The following is an 18,308-nucleotide window of genomic DNA, read 5'->3' on the forward strand; positions in this document are numbered from 1 at the left end:
ACATTCTATTGATGAACCACGAAATAGACAGACTCAGCACCGGCACTCAGATAGGTGATTATTTGCTCAATGAATTGCTATACGATGGCACTACCATCCGCACGTGGAGGGCCCATCAAGTTTCCATTAACCGAGAAGTCATCATCGACAGCCTCAACTTTGAGCATCAATCCGACGAGGCTGCGGTCTCGACCTTTCTCAGCGATGTCCGCGCTAAGGCCCAGGTAGACCACCCTCTCATCGGCTCAGTCTTTGAAGCAGTACGAGAAGGTCGACTTTGTTTTTACGCCAGAGAAAACCTCACGGGTGAAACTCTCGATATATTACAGAGTAAATCGGCTCAACTTTCCCCAGGGAAAATTGCCCACATCACCCGTCAGATTGCAGAGGCGAACCTCTACCTGGAAGAACACCGCATCGCCACCCTTCCTATCTTACCAGAGCAAGTCATCATCTCTGAGCACAGCCTCGCTCGTCAGATCAACATGGCTGTGGGTGGTGAAAGAGACCCGCATGTGGCCACCACTGATAAGCACACCATCGCTACGGCCCTCAAAGGAATACTAGAGCCTGGCTGTCCAGGCTCCACCCGCACCCTTTCTTTGCTCAACTATATGGCGGATCTCGAGCGAGAGATCCCGCTCACTTGGGAGCAAATACGCGATCTCTCTGAAGGCGTCGAGCAACAACTCGCCGAGCCAATTGAGACCATACCCTTAGAGAACTCCACAGTGAGGCTCAACAATCGAGACAACAGCAAGAAGCGCATCATGCTCGCTGGCATCGGCATTGGCGCAGCTATCGCCATCATTATTGGCTCGCTGGTGATGAATCAGCCCGAGCGCCCGAAACAACGGGAGCTCACTAGCATGTCACAAATTCCAGCAGGCAACTACATAACTCATGATGGCTCCCAGGTAGCACTCTCGACTTTTTGGATTGATTGCCACGAAGTCACGATTGCTGATTACGCCCTATTCCTAGAGACTATGGAGATTCTCAGCCGCCAGCAAATATCGATCTACGAACACGAAGATCAACCTGAAAGCAAGCGCAACCACCAACCTCACGATTGGGAGAAACTCCATGCCGCCGCAAAAATTGGGGCCGCCTGGAATGGGCTCGAAGTCGACCCTAACTGCCCAGTGATAGGTGTCGATTGGTGGGATGCCTTTACCTATTGTAACTACAAGCGCCGCCGGCTTCCCTCTCAGGAAGAATGGCACGCCACTCTCCACCATTCACTACGGGAGGGAGCACTCACAGCTTCTCAATGGGGACCCGTCGACCAGGAAAGTGGTGACACCACAGCCAACAACATTCATGGACTCGCCGGTAACGTAGCCGAATGGAGTTCTAAAATGAGCAGTAACCCAGCCTTCCCGACTCAACCCAAAATGCCCCTTATTCTGGGTGGTTCCTACCTTAAAAAACGTAGTGCCGCGATCTCTCGAGAATGGCTTAACCCGTCAAAGTTAGAGCTAGAAGATGCGCGAAGCCTCTACCGCGCTGACTTAGGCTTCCGCACGGTCTCAAGCACTGCCCCTACACAATAAATTCCACCCAACCTACACACTCATGCGATTACTTATTCTACTCACCACTTTGCTCATCAGCCTACCTCTGGCTGCACAGATCCGCGTTAGCCTTGAATCAAACAACAAGCAATACCTCAGCTACGAACCTATCCACGTCACGGTGACTATAGCTAACCAAACGGGCAGCCCTCTCACCCTCCGAAACACCGATGGCAATAGTTGGATCGAGTTTATTGTGCATAACCAAAGTGGCCGTGTGATCAATAAGGTCAAAGAGATCGGCTATAAGGGCACCACTATCCCAACAGCCGAACGGATTCAGTCCTCCTTCATACTCAATAATGCCTATGACCTCGCGCAGCCTGGAAACTACCAAGTCTCCGCGATGATTCGCACGCCCACTCAAGGTCATTCTGAAGGCACACGCTCGCCAGGAGTCTATTTCACAGTCAACCGTGGAGTCCCAACATGGCGCACCAAGGTCGGAGTTCCCGGAGTCACTGGAGACGAACGTGAATACAGAATTCTCAACTACAGTGGTAGCGGGACCCCTCAGATTTATGTCCAAGTGGAAGACGTCAAGCGTGGTCACATTCTTGCAACTTACTCAATGGGCCGCATCCTCGCCTTTCGTAAGGCCGTCAAGGCAATTGACCGGAGCAACAACCTTCACGTGCTATTTCTCACCACTCCTGAGTTGTACTGCCACACGATAGTCAACACATTCGGTAAGACGACCAAGCGTAACTACTACAAGAGCGTCAGCAATACTCACCCAGAGCTCTTAACGCACAAGCATGGTGGAGTATCAGTCATCAATGCAACATTTTACGATCCAACCAAAGAAATGGAAGAAAAAGAGAAATTCCATAAGCTCTCTGAACTGCCAGCAGGCTACGAGCAATAGAATCACCCTTTTCTCGCGTATTTCACGTAATCTTCTTTCCTAAACCATCATTTGGCGCAATGCCTCTCACCAGACATGTCAGTAAAAGCGAACTTCAATAAAGCAACCCTATCTCACGTTACTCTTGCCAAAATTGGCAACCCTCTGCGTGGCGAATCGCTCAAAACATCAAAAGAACTTTGCTCGTTTGGCGAGGAGGACAAAGAGGTCCTCACGCTCGCGTTTCTCAAGCCATTCAAGAACCTCGATCGTTACCGTTTCCACCACGCATCCTCGCTCGACCTCCACGAGATGCATTGCTACGCCAACACGATCTTCGATCAAGACGAGCGCTTCCTCACCTATTCCCGTAAGATTGCCCGCCACCTCTACGACAAGACAAAGCACCCGAACATCAAGTCTGGCGACCTCTGCATAGCCTTCATCAAAGGCGTTCAGATCGATGGTGACATCTGTGATGCTATCAGCATCGTGAAATCTGAGAGCCTCACGCCATTCCTTGAGATTTCCGACAAGGACGGAGACCTCCAACTCACCACCCACAACGGCATTTACCCAGACAAGATCGACAAAGGTTGTCTCATCGTTAACCACGGGAAAGAAGCTGGCTACCTAGTATACACCTTCGACAAAGGCGGTGCCGATACTAACTTTTGGGTCCGAGACTTCCTCGGTGCTCGCGCTCTTAAGGACGACGAATTTAAGACAAAAAAATACGCCGAAATGTGTGTTTCATTTGCCGATGAAGGCCTGCCCGAAGAAATGCCTCAAGAGGACAAATACCGAGTCGCCAACGATGCCATGCAGTTCTTCGCGGAGAAAGATAAGTTCAACGAAAAAAACTTCGAAGAAGAGGTGCTCAAAGAACCCAAAATCGTAGAAAATTTTTCATCCTATAAGGAAAACTATAAAGACGAAGACGGCGAGCCGATTGCTGCAGAGTTTGAGATCAACAAGCAAGTTGCCAAGAAAGCAGGCTCCAAGATCAAAGCAAACCTCCGACTCGACACTGGTGTCATCCTCAAATTCACCCCAGACTTCGCCGAGCGTGAAAGCGAGATCATGGAGCGCGGCTACGATGAAAAAATGGAGATGAAATACATCAAAGTCTACTACAACGACGAGATATAATACCACTTGAAGTTTGAAAAGCGCCCAGCGCTCACTCGTTCAGCGAAGCGCAATTTCCTAAAAGCCCAAAAAACAACATTTGTCTCTTTTGATTCACTAAGTGGTATAATACCTTTTGAACAGTTAGATTGTCGGAATGACGCTGATAATTTTAGATTTTAACAAGGCGCAAGGAAGGAGCATAGCGAGCTATGTGACTGATGCGTAACGCTGGTAGAATATGAAAGAATCAGTGCCACCTCATTAATCCAGCTCTGCTGGCAAAGTGAAACCCAAGATTTGATCATTCCGCCAATGTAACAGTGAAGATGGTATAAGCTCCGTCAAACGTGGCACATCCACAAAAGCACGCTAGCGACAGACCGCAGTGTGCTTTTTTTATGCCCTTTAGTAAAGTCCTACAGAAGATGCAATTTTACAGGTTTTTGCGTGGCTGGGTCGCTACGCTCCAATCAATGATTAATAATGAATAATTTTGGACAGTATTCATCTCTGCCTATGTCGAAAGCTAATTAGCGGCCAAGTATTTGTTACTTTGCTACTTGCTTGCCAGTGACAAATTCAATGGCAATTTCCGCATACAACTCGCCAATACGCGCTATCCCCTTCTTATCAAATTGAAGCTTATTCAGTTTCCCATTCTTGTCATCGGTATCGATAAGGATCCAGCCTTTGTTGTCTTTGACCAACTGCTTTTGCGCATCACGCACATTCTGCCAATCTGGATACTTCTTATTCTCTGTGCCGAAATCGCTGATACGCGTGATTACCACATTGATTTTCCCTAGAGCTAGATCCTTCTCGAGATTCGTTACAAAACGCTTAAATGACGCTGCATACTCATCGCCCCAGCCATTCTTCGCATCACTCTCCCCCTGCATCCAGAAAAGGACGATTGTATCGCAAGGCCTCTTCTTCGCGGCTTGGCGGGCATTCTTAAGCAAGCGCTTGTAGTTCTTTGTTTGCTTAACCTTGTAGTCTGGACCGAACTTTTTCTTGGTTTTACCTTCAGAGTCTTTCCACCCCTCATCTACATCATGCATCGACATCTCTCGCCTAGCTTCGCGTACCCATAACAACTCACCTTTCCGCACTTCTTTATCCTTCTTTAGCGCTGGAATGACAGTGCGCTCAGGGCGGACTGACTCCATATTATTTTCACCGGCAAAGATGAATAAATGGCGCTTACGAGGAGCTGCTACAGCAACCACCGCTAGCCCTAAAAAGAGTGTAATAATGAGTTTTTTCATAGATCTAAGAATAAATGAGCCGTCAGCTTACACTCACTAGCCTCAATTCCCAAACCTATTTTTTGTTAGTCCGTTGAATAACTCTTCAGTCCAGCCCGAAGTGACTGGCGAGCAGTGTGTGTTTTAGTTGAATCCAAGTGATCATAAATTGTGATTATTTCGATTGAGACCCGGGGAAATGTCCCCCCCCCTTTGTCCAACCACACCGCCACGGATATGGTTTCTCGTCTCATTTTCTGGAGGGTTGATACGCTTTTCTGATTACGGGCGAAGCTAGCAGAAGTTGTTGAAAAAAACGGGGAGTCCCTCGATCAGAAAATAATTGCAAAGGTAAATGGCCAATGATAAAAATATTCCGTATTATGGAGGGGAAATAGAAATTCGCACCTTGTCTCTTCCTGCCTCCTTTTTGACCAAGGGGGACTATCTCCTCACCCGTGTAAGTACCTGATCTATAGGAAACTACACCACCTATTATCCATAACCGCCATTGCCTGTTCCACACTCTGCTGCGCAGAGAACAAAACAAAAACCGCCGAATCATCAGCAAAGACTGAAAAATCCATCGACCTCTTCGATGGCAAAAATCTCAATGGATAGAAAATAGTCGGCGGCAACGGCAAATATAAGGTCGAGGACGACTGCATCGTCGGCTTCGGGGAAAGAGTCAAAGGCAACACACTCCTTCGCACCGAAAAGACGTACGGCGACTTCGAGCTGACCTATGAGTTCAAGTTTGACGACCGCTCGGGCAATTCCGGACTGATGTTTCGCGCCCTACAAAAACCTTCTGAGGATGGTAACGGCCGTGTTTACGGCTAGCAATGCGAAGGCGACAATGGCGACCGCTCCTGGACTGCCGGACTTTTTGATGAAGCTCGCCGTAAATGGCTTTTCCCGAAGAAAAGCGATAAGGAGCACTGCGCAAAATTCACAGCTCAAGGCACCAAACTCTTTAAATGGGACGCGTGGAATACCATCAAGATCCGCTGTAAAGACAATCACATCCAGACCTGGCTCAAGGGTGAAAAACGTGTTAATTTTATCGATGGAGACCCAGAGCACGACACCCGCGAAGGCTTTTTTGGTCTCCAGGTCCATGGCGGTAAATCATGTAACGTTCGCTGGAGGAACTTGCGCCTAAAGAAACTCTAAGCACTTTTTTCTCATGCCATCTTTTTACAGTAAAATCGCTCTCGGAGTCGCTCTCGGGCTCTTCCTTTCCTCTTCATGGTCTGTCGCCCAGCAAGGCGATAAAAAGGACAGAAAAGGTATCAAACAGATCGACCCCATTGCTGCCGACAAAATCCCACCATCGCCTTACCTCGATCTCAATGCCGCTACCAAGGCATTCAAAGTTGCGGATGGTTATGTTGTCGATCCTGTGGCCTCCGGCAAGGACGTGGACATGGTCGTCGCTATCTCGTTCGATGCCAACGGCCGGGCATGGACGGCAGAAATGCGCAGCTACATGCCAAATATTGATGGTACAGGTGAGGACACCAATGGCGATGGGAAAACCGATAAAACGACCACTTTTCTCGATGGCCTCATCCTACCACGCGCGGTGGCAGTCACCAGCGACGGTTGCCTCTACACCAGCGGCGATGTCCTCTATTTCACAAACGCGAGGGGCTGAAGCCAGTAGGTAAAACGATCATCGTTGACAAAGCATACGCCCTAGGCGGCAACGCAGAACATAAGGCAAACGGACTTCTCTACGGCCACGATAACTGGTATTACTCCGCCAAGTCCAGCGCCCGCTACCGTCGCATCAACGGCACTTGGGTCAAGCAACCCACCGATTTCCGCGGACAATGGGATATCTCCAAGGATGACTGGGGAAGACTCTACTACAATAACAACAGCACCTTTCTTCAGGGCGGATCAGTTCTCCCCTAACTTCTTCCGAAGCAATACTGCTACAGGCCTAAGACCAAAACTTCACACCGCATTGGGTCTAACAAAACCAACCCAATCCGTATCACTCCCGGCGTAAACCGAGCCTACATGAAGGGCACGCTCGATAAGGATGGTAAACTGGCAAACGTGACAGCCGCTTGCGGCGTCCACATATACCGAGGCGATAACTTTCCTAAATCTGTACTTGGAACGGCATTTGTCTGCGAGCCTGCCGGTGATCTCGTCAAAACAATCAAAATCGAACGTGACCAATGGCATAAGCCAACGGCAGCCACCCAATGGGGGATAAAGAGTTTCTAGCCAGCACGGACGAATGGTTCCTCCCATGTAATCTCTACACGGCACCCGATGGCACACTCTGGATGGTGGATATGTATTTTGGTCTACTCCAGCACAAGGCCTATATGACAAGCTATCCACGTAAGCAATATCTTAGCCGAGGTCTGGACAAGCCTAAGCCATCCACAGGGCGCATCTACCGCATCCGCTATTCCAGCAACAAGCCGTCAACCGTACCTGGACTCGAAGGCATGGAGCCAGGCCGCCTCGTCGAATTCCTCAGTCATATAAACCGCACCATCCGCGATACCGCACAGCGCCTGATTGTGGAGTCTGGTGACATCAGTATCGAGAATGAACTCGTGAAATTGGCAGCAGACATCTCAAAGCCCCTCGGCCAGATTCACGCTCTCTGGGCACTCGAAGGTCTGGGAAGATTCCCCGCAGCCGCATTTCACCCAGCCATCAAATCGCAGAACGATGCCGTAGTGAATACCGCTCTCGACGTCATGGCACTGGCACGCACCAACGACGAAGGCATCAGCAAAATTCTTAAAGCCGCACCCATGAAGCCTTCCAACATGCACACCCTCGTTCGAGCCATGGCAACTAACGGTCTCGCAGACCAGGCGCTGGACATCATATTAAAAAACTCCGAGGTGAAGTACATCAACGAGGCCTTTATCAGTGGTCTCGGCTCGGACGCAAAAGCATTTCAGCAAAAGCATGGCAAACTCGCTAATAAAGCACTCGAAAACATTCTGGCCTCTGCAGCGAAAACCGCCAAAACAAAGACTGCTGTCGACGGCGCCCACCTCAAGAGCGAAGCACTCGCGTCCTTTAAGCGAGGCAAAGAATCCTATATCACGAAGGCCGCATGCTTCGGCTGCCACGGTGGCAACGGCGCAGGCCTACCCAATCTCGGCCCTCCTCTAGCCCCCTCAGAGTGGGTCGCGGGTGATCCCGAGCGGCTCGCAAAGCTAATGTTAGTCGGCATGACTGGCCCCGTCACGGTCAACGGGACAAAATACACACCGGCCGCCGTCATGCCCGGCATCAAGCACAACCCAGCCCTGAAAGATCAAGATGTCGCCGATGTAATGACCTATATCCGCAACGCATGGGGCAATAAAGCTGAACCTGTCAGTGCCTCCCTCGTTAAAAAAACGCGCGCCGCCACCAAGGACAGAAGTACGCCTTATCAGGAAAAAGATTTAAGGCCGTAGTATACTGCCTCAGCACACCATCATGAATCGCCCACTCGCACTCCTCGTTTTTTCAATCATCATTTCTTTCTCCTTCGTCACCAATCTGGCTGCCAAGGAGGTGCAGCTCTGGCAGGGTGACGCGCCTGGTTCGAAAGGCCAGACACCCCGTGATATTCCGACACTGACCCATTTTCTTGCCGCAGAAAAAATCAACACGGCCGCAGCCATCGTGATTTGCCCAGGTGGGGGCTATGGCGGCTTGGCGGCGCATGAAGGTAAGGGCTATGCTGAGTTTCTCCAGATCCACGGCATCAATGCCTTTGTCCTTAAATATCGGCTCGGCTCGGCCGGTTACCGCCACCCTGTCATGCTGGGCGATGCCGCCCGTGCCCTGCGCACCGTGCGCGCTAACGCGGCTGCTTGGAAGATTGACCCACACAAGATTGGCGTCATGGGTTCATCGGCAGGCGGCCATCTGGCCTCGACCCTGCTGACTCATTTTGATGCGGGTGATGCCGCGTCCAAAGATCCCATCGAGCGGGTTAGTTCGCGCCCCGACCTCGGTATTCTTTGTTATGCTGTCATCAGTATGGGGCCGTTGACGCACCATGGTTCGAGAAAAAACCTGCTCGGCACTGCCCCTTCAGCCGAATTGATAGAAGAGTTATCAAATGAACTACAGGTGACCACCCAAACTCCACCCACCTTCCTTTGGCACACCGCCAATGATGGCGCGGTCAAGGTCGAGAACAGTCTAGCCTTTGCCACTGCCTTAAGCAAAGCCAAGGTGCCCTTTGCTCTGCATGTTTTTGAAAACGGCAGACATGGGCTGGGGCTGGCAGGCAAAGCTCCCTACAAGGACGTCCATCCATGGGCCGGCGACTTGCTCTACTGGCTGCACGCGAGGAAATTTTTGGGCGAATCCAAGTAGTCGAACGTTGGCTCACAGCTAGCATGGGGAGATAGCTGACTTTTCCTTTTTCAGCTTCTCCATCACCCTATGCACCGATTTTCTCTATATTTAGCTCTTGTCATTTTCTCCGGCACCCTCGAGGCCGACTCTCTCCATCCCCTCGTGAAACTGGAGAACATATACCCCTCAAACAAGGTGGAGCTCAAGATTTCGGCCATAGCCTTCCAGGGTGACAATCTCTTTGTCACGGTTATCAGTCCCGATCGTCAGAACCAAGCCCCCTTCCTCAAGGGCGAGATCTTCAAGATCCCCGCCATTACCTCCAAGAACGACCGCTCCGCTATCAAGGCCGAGCGCATCATGGGCGGTCTCTACGAACCCACCGCGCTCGCCGTCTTCAACGGCAAGCTCTACGTCGGCGAAAAACCCAAGATTTGATCATACCGCCAATGTAAATGTGAAGATGGTATTACTTGGCCTTGGACCAGCTGACAGACCACTTGATGTCGGCATTTTTGTCGCTGATGAGGGTGAGGCGCGAGAGTCCGTTATCGGCGCTGGTGATATTGGCTTTACCTGTGGAGGCCTTGGTTCCAGTGGAGGTGTGATTGTTGTTCGCTAGGGTGATGACAAAGGGTTCACCACCGACAACCTTGGCGACGCCGGAGTAGGTCATTGTTTTTTGATCCCACTTCACTTCATCGAGATCGAGCAGGCCTTGCATGATGTGGCGATTGGTCGAGAGGAACTGCGGGTGATCTTTTTTCTGGTGAAGCGAATAGGTCAGCGCCTGGAGAGGTTTGAGTGGGATGCTGATGGTTTGGCTGCCCTTCATCTCACCAAGAAACTTGTCGTTCCAGAAATCGTAGAGGTAATAGCTGGCGTTGCTATCATGGCCGAGAGAACCGGTGTCGGCCTGGTTGCCGGAGATCGGGGCGGTGACCGACTGTTGGCTGTCGCCATTGTTGCAGAGAATAATTTGTGACCAGTCGGAGTTGACTCGGTAAACGTAAACTGAGGGGTCCTTGCGGCCTTCGAGTAGCATATCGACCGGGCGGAAGGACTGGGTGCCCTTGAGCACAGGGTAGAGGCGGGTGAGGTCGTGTTGCTCCTCGGGTTTCATGCTGCCAAAGGAGGTGCCGAGCTCGAGCCGTCCGGAGACGAGTCCGACAAATCCGAGCATGGTGCGGCGGGCGTCGGTGTCCATTTTTTTGAACGACTTACCATCTGGATAGTAACCGAAGACGCTGCGGTTTTTATACCAACGCAGGCCCATGCGGGAGGCCATTTCTGGCTCGAAGTGGGACGAATCGCCCCAGACGCGCTGGAGGTCGACGATGCCAGCGGTGACATCGAGCATCGGGGTGCCGTATTCACCTAGGTTGCGCTCGTGGATGTAGGCCTTTTTGCCGAGTCCTTCGCGGCAAAGTTCAAAGATTTTGCGGTAGGCGGTGGTGGTGGTGTGGGATTTGTCTTCGAATCCGCCGTTGAGGCACCAACCGGATTCTGGGTAGTCGAACTTGATGCCTTCCAGCCCTTGCTTGCCGAGGCGTGTCCACATGGCGAGGGTGTGGGCTTGGAAGCCGGGGTCGGTGAAATCAAATTTCACGAATGGCATGTGGTGACGATGCTCGGCGTGGATGCGGGAGATGTCGTTGTTGAGCATCCACTCGGGGTGGGCGATGGCGAAGTCGTTAGACGGCATATTGGTCTGGATGTAAGTAAACGGGACGCCGCCGAGCTGGTGGAGTTTGCCACAGAATTTGCCGAAGGTTTCGTAGGGGGAAACGAGCGATTTGTATTGTGCCCAGTGCTTGTCATCCCACCAGCCTTGCTGGGTGTCGCCGTGGTTTTGGTTACAGTAGTAGTCGGGTTCAAGACGGATGCCGACCGGGGTGTAGTTGAGGATGCCAGATTTTTTGGCGAGCTCCATCTGTCCGACGAGTTCCTTCGAGTCGTTGATGTGGCGACCTTCGCCGTACCCGCTGGAAACCAGCCAGCCGCAGAGGGTGGGGAAGTCGTAGGGGTTCGGGTTGGCGTTGTTCGCGGTACGCATGGCGAGGCCGTAGCGCTCGAGTGAGGTGAATGGGTCGACGGTGGAGAAATCGAGAAAGACGGTGTCGACGCCGTGATAGGTGTCGCCGGGTGCGAGTCTCTTGCCCTGCGGGTCCTCGATGGTGACGGTGAGTTTTCCTCTGTTTCTGTAATTGAGCTGAATGCGGCGCAGGAAGTCGCGGTATTTCAGTCCGCCGACAACAAGTGATTGGCGCTTGCCATCGACCTTACCAGTGACGAGCAGGTTGTTGTGGGCATCGATTTCGAGTTGGTTTTCGACGCGGTTTTTCTCGGCTCCGGCACCACCGCGTAGGACCTGCGGGTTGGTGAGTTTTTTACCGGGCAAGAATTTTGCATTATCGATGACACCAATTCTGCCGATGCGGGCCAGCAGCGGCTGGTGGTTGGTGACGGAAAACCCTAGAACGGCATAGGGAAGGTTGTCGTAGACGGAGATGTGGAACGTCTTAGTGAGGCGGTAACCGGCATTGGGTTTCTCGGTGATGCTGAGTTTTTGGCCCTTGCCGAATTTGTCATCGATCTTGCTGGATGTCCATTTACGAGTAGGGGCATCATTCTCACGCCAACCGGATTCATCGACCGTGAAACGCGCCTCAGAAAAGACAGTGATGCTGGAGTTGAGATCGGTGCCAGAGTAGGTGCCAGACTTCATGTCATAGGCAAGCCGGAGAGATTTATTTTCGATCGAGATGAGGTTTCCTTTTTCGGAGACTTCGACGGCCTGGGCCGCAGCAGTGAGCAGTACGGTGATGAGGAGAGTATGGAATTTCATAAAGCTGTGGGTAGTTACGGGAAAAGTCGTGAAATGCTATCGTTCAAGTGGCTATTTTTTGCGGGATATTGCCTGCGATGATTGCAGGATTACAGCAATTTCTCTTGGGATGACACTTTATTTTTCAACCAAGGAAAACACGGGACTCTTTCCAGCTGGGGTCTGTCATTCTTACTGAGTTTTTGGAGTTGGTGACTTGGATTTTTTTCTTCTCCTTTTTGTCGCTATATAGGGGGGGCGGTCGAAGGCGTCGTTGGTGAGACGAGGATCTTTGTTAGCCTTGAGTTCGTCCATGAGTGCGGTGCGGAGCTTTTTGCGGACGCTTTCATACTCCGGATTGCCAGCGAGGTTGTTCATCTGGAATGGATCCTTCCGCAGGTCATAGAGTTCTTCGGCGGGGCGTTTATTCCAAGCAAAGTCGAGGAAGGTAGCCATTTTTTCGTCGTTGCGGTGCTCAACCATCCACGCCTTGGTAGGCGAGGCGTCGATGTCGCGGAAGCCAGTATAGGTGTCATTGGCGAGTTGGTCGAATGATGGTGCCGAGTCGGCCTGGATGGCGAACGGATCGCCCATTGGCCAACGGTCTGGCTTGAAATTGATCACATAGAGGTGGTCGGTGGTGCGGATCGCGCGGATCGGGTAGGGAAGGTTGTCTTTACGGGCCGAACCGACATGCACCTCGCGTCCGATCAGAACCCATGGCCGGAGTTTTGAATCGTCTGACCCCGGGGCGATACCGGGTAACAGGTTCTGGCCATTCGGGTCATCTTGGGACTTCAGCCCTGCGGCGGCGAGGAAGGTCGGGGCGAGGTCAATGAGCGAGACCGGGCGATTAACGTCACGGCCGGGCGCAATGTGTTTCGGCCAGCGGATCGCGAGGAGCACACGCGAGCCGAAATCGTGCATGTTGCATTTCCCGCGCGGGAATCCCGGCGCACCATGATCGCCGGAGATCACAACGATGGTGTTGTCGAGTTCGCCGAGTTTTTCGAGTTCCGCGATGAGGACTGCGCAGGCGGCATCGAATGCCATCGCCTCGCGAGATAGTCAGCCATATCCTCGCGGAGGACGTCGGTGTCGGGGAGAACCGGCGGCAGCTTTCCCTTCAAGCCATCCGGATCAAGCCCCCAAAGTGCCTTGCCGGATCCACGGGTCCACTTGCGGTGGGTATTGGTCGGGTTAAACGAATAGAAAAACGGCTGGCCTGGTTTGCGTTTGGCAAGGAAGTCGCGGAAGTTGCCGCGGACCTGGTCGAGGATTATCTCCTTGGCCGCGTCTTTGTCCTTCGCCTTGCTGACGAATTGCGAGTATTGGTTCAAGCTGCTGCCTGCCTTGTCGTAGATATTTTGTTTGCCGCCGATGATGCTGGGCCGCATGTGGAGTTTATAGGTCAGGCCGATGTGGTAGCCGCCCTCCTGCAGGGTGACGGGCATCCCCTTGATCTTGTCGAATGGATCAGCAACCCCCTTCTGCCAGCCGTGGTGAAGCTGTGAGTGCGACGCGTTACGGAAGAAGTGACGACCAGTATTCAGCGCAGCACGCGACGGAGTGCAGGACGGGACCGAGACGAAGGCGTTCTGGAAAAGCGCGCCTTCCCGTGCCACCCGGTCGAAGGCGGGCGTGGAGATGATGTCGTTGGGCGAGGGGATTTTGGGATCGGCATAGGCCGAAGCATAGCGGCCGAGGTCGTCGGCAAAGAGTAGAAGGATGTTGGGTTGCTTACTTGCACCGGATCGATCGGTGGAATCCGCGGCGTGGGCTTGCAGGAAACTTGCTGCGACGAGGACTGAGGTGAGGATGATTTTCATGGGATATTGTTTCGGGTGATGATTCGGATTTAGGATTTTCTTGAGTATTGCATCATTTCAAACCTTGCTTTTCTTTACTCCTGAGCACGTCTTTCAGCCAACCGCGGGCTTGCCGGCGGTAGGTGCTGTCGCGATGCATCCACATGTCGGTATGGGGGGATTGGATGGCACCGCCCGGGATTTTGAATATCTTCCCGGTCGGGACTTTGAGGAAGGTGAAGTCGGCAAGGTCCAGGTGGTTCTCGAGGTATCCTTCTTTTTCTGGATGCTGACCGCATACCAAAACCGGTCGGCCTTTGAGCCTGGCAAGTCGCTTTAAGGCTGATGGTCGGTCGTCCTGCGGGTATCCCCATTGCCTGTGGCCGTCGAAGTGGTCGAAGGTGAAAATGCCGGCCCAGAGCGAGGCTATTTCGTCGTCGGCTAGGCCAATGTAGCTGGTTCCGATAGCGCCCCGGGAGAACCCGCAAACGATGACGCGATTAGGGTCGCCGCCCCATTGTTTGCAGAGGCGCGGCAGGTTGAGCTTGCAGTAGTCGATGGTCGCCTGCCGGTCGCCCCACCACTTGACTGCATTTTTTTTGCGGCCCTTTTCGACGTAGGGCATGGTCACCCAGATGCAGTCATTGCCGCCGCTCATTCCATAGCCTAGGTTGCGACATCGATGGTGCCGGGGCCGTGGCCCCACTTGTTGCCAGTGTATTCAACAATCACTGGGTATTGTTTACCTTTCTCCCAGTTAGTGGGCAGGTAGAGGGTATGGTAGACCTCGGTGCCTTTATACTCTGGGGCCACTCGTCGGACACGCTTGCCCGGAGCGGGCGCCTCGTTTGTCATCGGTGGAGTGACCAGGTCCGACGGGACAGAGCCATAGGCAACCGGCGCCCTAACATCCTGCGCAATGGCGGCCAATGCGGTTGAAATGAATGTGGTGAAAACTACCAGCAGGACAACTATTCTATGGAGGGTAACGGAGCTTGTGTCCTCCAGATTGCTGTCCCACCGTGAGACTGTTCTATTCACTACTTTTTCTATGGGTTCCATCGTTGAATTCCAGTTCGATACACATGTTTTTTAGGCCAGCACCAAAGCTCGCTGGAGGATGGCAGCGCGATGCGTAAACTGAAAGGATATATTCCAGCCTCCAACGAAAAAGCTTCAGCCTCCAGCTCGCTGCCGTAAAAACACGACCCCTCCACGGTTTCACACGAAAGAAAAAAACTGCGGTGCGTAATATGTTTATCTGCTATAGAAATAGAGCGTCGCTAAGAAAAATCCACACCGTTACCTGCTTCTTCTCAACAGAAACACCAAACAGCCAAATCATGATACGTTTTATCAATCAACCACTCTGGAGCAGTAGCCTCCTGATCGCCTTGCCCTCACTTGCAGTCGCAGATATCAAGATGCCAGCATTCTTCTCAGACAAGATGGTGCTCCAGCAAGAAACCGGAGCCAAAATCTGGGGCGATGTGGATGCAAATCAAGAAGTGAATGTCAGCTTCGCGGGCCAGAAGCAAACGGCCAAAGCTGACAAGGATGGAAAATGGAACGTCGAGTTCAAAGGCCTCAAAGCCTCTAAAAAAGGTGCGGTAATGACCATCGAAGCAGGTCAGGATAAAAAACAAATCAACGACATCCTCATCGGAGAAGTTTGGATCGCAAGCGGTCAGTCCAACATGGAGTGGACCATGAATAAGACAGATAATAAAGCTGATATTGCCAAAGATAACGACGACCTCCTCCGTGTTTATGTCTCAAGAAACATCACTGCCATCAAAGAATCTACCGACTTCGCTGGAGCCTGGCAGGCCACTAAGCCTGAAAATACAGGGAGATTCACCGCCGTCGGCTATGAATTTGCAAAAGCGCTCCGTCAGAAGCTTAATGTTCCTGTCGGTGTGATCGAGTGCTCATGGGGAGGGAAACCGGTGCAGTCGTTTGTCAGCGATGAAGCTTGAGGGCCTGCCCTGAGGCAGAAGGAATGCTGGCTCAAAAGGCTAAATCCGTGCAAGGCTATGATCCAGCGAAGGCGAAGGCAAACTATGAGAAAGCTTTGGTCAGCTGGAAAGCGGCGGACGCTAAATGGGAGAAGGAGAAAAAAGGGAAGCGCCCAAGACGGCCAAAGTTCCAACAACATCCAGCCCTTTCACCTAACATGCCCTCTGCCATATACAATGGCATGATCGCTCCCATCGTAGGCTACAGCAGTCGGGGTGCCATCTGGTATCAAGGCGAGTCAAATGCCCGAGGTGAAGGCTCAAACGCATACGGAGAATTATTAGAATGCCTGATCCAGGACTGGCGCAAGCGCTGGGGCTCAAATCTTTCCTTCTATTACGTCCAAATTGCAAACTTCGAGAAATGGAGTGACAAACAAGGCTGGGTGAACGTCCAGGATGAAATGCGCAGGTTGCTCGATGACAGTAATTCCAAAACTGGCCACATCGGAATGGCGACCATTAACGACATCGGCCACCCCACAAATATTCACCCAGGGAATAAAAAAGACGTGGGACAGCGCCTCGCCCGCTGGGCTTTTAACCAAGACTACGGGATGAAAGACGTCGTTGTATCTGGGCCACTCTACAAGTCTTATGCTGTCAAAGGCAGTGCTATTGAAATCACCTTCGAGCATGCTACGGGATTGAAATCACGTGATGCCAAACCACTCGGATCATTTGAGATTGCTGGCGCGGACAACCAATGGAAACCAGCCGAAGCGAAAATCGCTGGTAGTAAAATTGTTGTGAGCAACAAACAAGTCAGCAACCCCACCCAAGCGCGCTACGCATGGAAAAGCAATCCTACGGACGCCAATCTCGTCAATGGTGAAGGCCTACCCACCAGCTGCTTCATTACAAAATAGCGAGTTCTATAAATATGTGAGCTAATCGGACCTCAAAACGGGGTCAGCCCCCCCCTTTTTTCCTATGCCAACATCTCCGAACACCTTATCCAAAAAGCAAATTCCTAGCAGCAAGCGCATCTTTAAGTGCCTTGCCATCTTGCTCTTTTCTGCAGGCCTGCATGCCGACGCTGCTCCATCCAGTGATGCGCCGCGCGACCACGTGCTGTTGATCACCATCGATGATCTCAACGACTGGATCGGCTGCATGACTGACCCAGTTAACCCCAGCGACGGAAGAGTGGTCGGCCGAGGACACCCACAGGCCTCGACGCCGAACATGGACCGCTTGGTTCAGCGCGGTGTCCTGTTCACCAACGCCCACTGCCAGGCCCCGATCTGTCGACCGTCTCGTACCAGCTTCATGTCCGGCCTGCGCCCGACGACCTCCGGCATCTATGGTAACCGCTCGAAGCACGACGCTAAAGGTTTCCTCCAGCCCGGCAAGGAATCGCCCTGGTTGACCAAACGTTTCGAGCAGGCCGGCTACCACACCTTCAACGCCGGCAAGATCCTGCACGGCAGCCAGAACAAACCGCTTGGCGGCACCGCTTGTTTCAAAACCACCCAAGGGCCTTACCCGCCAAACAAGCTCAACATCCCCAAAGAAATTACTCCAGCCAGCATCTGGGATATCGGAGCCTACCCCGAGAAGGAAGAAAACTACACCGATCTGCGGATCGCCAACTGGACCGCGGACAACATCAGCAAGCCATACAAACCCGGCGACAAATCGCGTTTCATGGCCCTGGGTTTCTACAACCCCCACCTGCCGTTGTTTGCCCCCAAGAAATGGTTCGACGCCGCTCCCTCGAAAAAAGACGTCCTGCTCGGTGCCGTATACCACGATGACTTCGACGACCTATCTGCGATCAGCAAACGCATCAGCACCCGCGTGTCTTTCGCGTCATGCGCACGCTGGTGCCTTGAGGACGAAAAGAACCTCCGCACACTGACCCAGGCATACCTCGCCTGCACCTCGGCGATGGATCACAGCCTAGGCAAAGTGATCGATGCACTCGATAAAAGCGACATGGCCAACAACACATGGATCGTTGTACTGTCCGATCACGGTTGGCACCTAGGCGAGAAAGACCACATCGCCAAGCAGACGCTGTGGTCCCGGTCGACCCACGTGCCGTTGATTGTCGTCCCGCCCAAGCGATTAAAGGACACGCCGCGCGGCGTGCGCTGCGCCCGCCCAGCCGAATTGCTAGATGTCTACCCCACGCTGATCGACGCGACGGGCCTGACGACTGCTCCTAGCGATAAGCACCTCGATGGCCTGAGCCTGATGCCCTGGATCAACGACCCAGCTGCCGAGAAATCCCGCCCGGCGATCACCACGCTCTATGGCCACAACCACAGCCTCGTAGGTGACCGCTACCGCTACACCCGCTACGCCGACGGCAGCGAAGAACTCTATAATCGAAAAATCGACCCGCACGAGTTCGACAACCTGATGTCACAGGTTAAGAAACGCCCAGAACTCCAAGCCGTGATCAAACGCTTGTCGGCTTACCTCCCGGGAAAAGAAGCTGGCAAGCCCGACCTGATCCTCGACTCCCAAGCCAAGTAATACTTAGCCAGAAGTAAAT

At 52.6% G+C, this 18,308-nt stretch carries 17 protein-coding genes and 2 pseudogenes; 13 read left to right on the forward strand and 6 right to left on the reverse strand.

The annotated features are described in order from the left end of the window. Nucleotides 1-11 precede the first annotated feature (11 nt). From BSZ32_RS06095 to BSZ32_RS06105, 3 genes are all read left to right on the forward strand, one after another. Entirely contained in the window at nt 12-1,556 is a 1,545-nt protein-coding gene (locus BSZ32_RS06095; RefSeq protein WP_105042617.1) for an SUMF1/EgtB/PvdO family nonheme iron enzyme, read from the forward strand. Nucleotides 1,557-1,578: 22 nt separating this feature from the next. Continuing rightward, nucleotides 1,579-2,445 carry a hypothetical protein gene (locus BSZ32_RS06100; RefSeq protein WP_105042618.1) on the forward strand — a complete coding sequence of 289 codons (867 nt, stop codon included), beginning with the start codon at nt 1,579-1,581 and terminating at the stop codon, nt 2,443-2,445. 75 nt (nt 2,446-2,520) lie between these two features. Next, nucleotides 2,521-3,576 (forward strand): nucleoid-associated protein, encoded by a 1,056-nt coding sequence (locus tag BSZ32_RS06105; RefSeq protein ID WP_105042619.1) that lies wholly within the window; start codon nt 2,521-2,523, stop codon nt 3,574-3,576. Nucleotides 3,577-4,106: 530 nt separating this feature from the next. On the opposite strand, the gene BSZ32_RS06110 is transcribed toward BSZ32_RS06105, so the two are convergent. After that, nucleotides 4,107-4,826, reverse strand: a complete 720-nt coding sequence (locus BSZ32_RS06110) for a sialate O-acetylesterase (protein WP_105042620.1) — start codon at nt 4,824-4,826, stop codon at nt 4,107-4,109. 645 nt (nt 4,827-5,471) lie between these two features. On the opposite strand from BSZ32_RS06110, the pseudogene BSZ32_RS20555 reads away from it, so the two are divergent. From BSZ32_RS20555 to BSZ32_RS06145, 7 genes and pseudogenes are all read left to right on the forward strand, one after another. Further along, nucleotides 5,472-5,981 (forward strand): annotated as a pseudogene (locus BSZ32_RS20555) (3-keto-disaccharide hydrolase). Between the two features lie 13 nt (nt 5,982-5,994). Next, complete coding sequence (locus BSZ32_RS06125) at nt 5,995-6,465, forward strand: DUF7133 domain-containing protein (protein ID WP_105042621.1); 471 nt, start codon at nt 5,995-5,997, stop codon at nt 6,463-6,465. Continuing rightward, nucleotides 6,414-6,728, forward strand: a complete 315-nt coding sequence (locus BSZ32_RS18295) for a hypothetical protein (protein WP_129589617.1) — start codon at nt 6,414-6,416, stop codon at nt 6,726-6,728. Before BSZ32_RS06125 ends, BSZ32_RS18295 begins: the two co-directional genes overlap by 52 nt. Before the next feature lie 48 nt (nt 6,729-6,776). Next, nucleotides 6,777-7,049 (forward strand): annotated as a pseudogene (locus BSZ32_RS18300) (DUF7133 domain-containing protein); the annotation flags it as partial. Beyond that, nucleotides 7,028-8,254 (forward strand): c-type cytochrome, encoded by a 1,227-nt coding sequence (locus BSZ32_RS06135; protein WP_105042623.1) that lies wholly within the window; start codon nt 7,028-7,030, stop codon nt 8,252-8,254. The pseudogene BSZ32_RS18300 and the gene BSZ32_RS06135, both read left to right, overlap by 22 nt. Nucleotides 8,255-8,276: 22 nt before the next feature. Beyond that, the gene (locus BSZ32_RS06140) at nt 8,277-9,167 is read left to right on the forward strand and encodes an alpha/beta hydrolase (protein ID WP_105042624.1); all 891 of its coding nucleotides are present in this window, start codon (nt 8,277-8,279) and stop codon (nt 9,165-9,167) included. A gap of 69 nt (nt 9,168-9,236) precedes the next feature. Continuing rightward, entirely contained in the window at nt 9,237-9,587 is a 351-nt protein-coding gene (locus BSZ32_RS06145; RefSeq protein ID WP_105042625.1) for a hypothetical protein, read from the forward strand. 31 nt (nt 9,588-9,618) lie between these two features. Here BSZ32_RS06145 and BSZ32_RS06150 read toward each other — a convergent pair whose 3' ends face one another. From BSZ32_RS06150 to BSZ32_RS06170, 5 genes are all read right to left on the reverse strand, one after another. Further along, nucleotides 9,619-11,997, reverse strand: a complete 2,379-nt coding sequence (locus BSZ32_RS06150) for an alpha-amylase family protein (protein ID WP_105042626.1) — start codon at nt 11,995-11,997, stop codon at nt 9,619-9,621. 171 nt (nt 11,998-12,168) lie between these two features. Then, a complete protein-coding gene (locus tag BSZ32_RS20030; protein WP_105042627.1) occupies nt 12,169-13,029 on the reverse strand; it encodes a sulfatase/phosphatase domain-containing protein in 861 nt (286 codons plus the stop codon). Next, nucleotides 12,951-13,805, reverse strand: coding sequence for a sulfatase-like hydrolase/transferase (locus BSZ32_RS20035; protein WP_105042628.1), 855 nt, complete (start codon nt 13,803-13,805; stop codon nt 12,951-12,953). Before BSZ32_RS20035 ends, BSZ32_RS20030 begins: the two co-directional genes overlap by 79 nt. Nucleotides 13,806-13,857: 52 nt before the next feature. Continuing rightward, nucleotides 13,858-14,409, reverse strand: coding sequence for an alpha/beta hydrolase (locus tag BSZ32_RS06165; RefSeq protein ID WP_129589619.1), 552 nt, complete (start codon nt 14,407-14,409; stop codon nt 13,858-13,860). A gap of 41 nt (nt 14,410-14,450) precedes the next feature. Continuing rightward, nucleotides 14,451-14,846 carry a hypothetical protein gene (locus BSZ32_RS06170; RefSeq protein ID WP_105042630.1) on the reverse strand — a complete coding sequence of 132 codons (396 nt, stop codon included), beginning with the start codon at nt 14,844-14,846 and terminating at the stop codon, nt 14,451-14,453. A gap of 281 nt (nt 14,847-15,127) precedes the next feature. On the opposite strand from BSZ32_RS06170, the gene BSZ32_RS06175 reads away from it, so the two are divergent. The 3 genes from BSZ32_RS06175 (at nt 15,128) to BSZ32_RS06185 (ending at nt 18,289) form a co-directional block, all read left to right on the forward strand. Beyond that, a complete protein-coding gene (locus BSZ32_RS06175; protein ID WP_165788680.1) occupies nt 15,128-15,763 on the forward strand; it encodes a sialate O-acetylesterase in 636 nt (211 codons plus the stop codon). Between the two features lie 23 nt (nt 15,764-15,786). Continuing rightward, nucleotides 15,787-16,671, forward strand: a complete 885-nt coding sequence (locus BSZ32_RS06180; protein ID WP_105042632.1) for a sialate O-acetylesterase — start codon at nt 15,787-15,789, stop codon at nt 16,669-16,671. Nucleotides 16,672-16,735: 64 nt separating this feature from the next. After that, nucleotides 16,736-18,289, forward strand: a complete 1,554-nt coding sequence (locus BSZ32_RS06185; protein ID WP_105042633.1) for a sulfatase — start codon at nt 16,736-16,738, stop codon at nt 18,287-18,289. Nucleotides 18,290-18,308: the final 19 nt, after the last annotated feature.

The sequence above is a fragment of the Rubritalea profundi genome, from assembly GCF_002954445.1.
Taxonomy (GTDB): domain Bacteria; phylum Verrucomicrobiota; class Verrucomicrobiia; order Verrucomicrobiales; family Akkermansiaceae; genus Rubritalea; species Rubritalea profundi.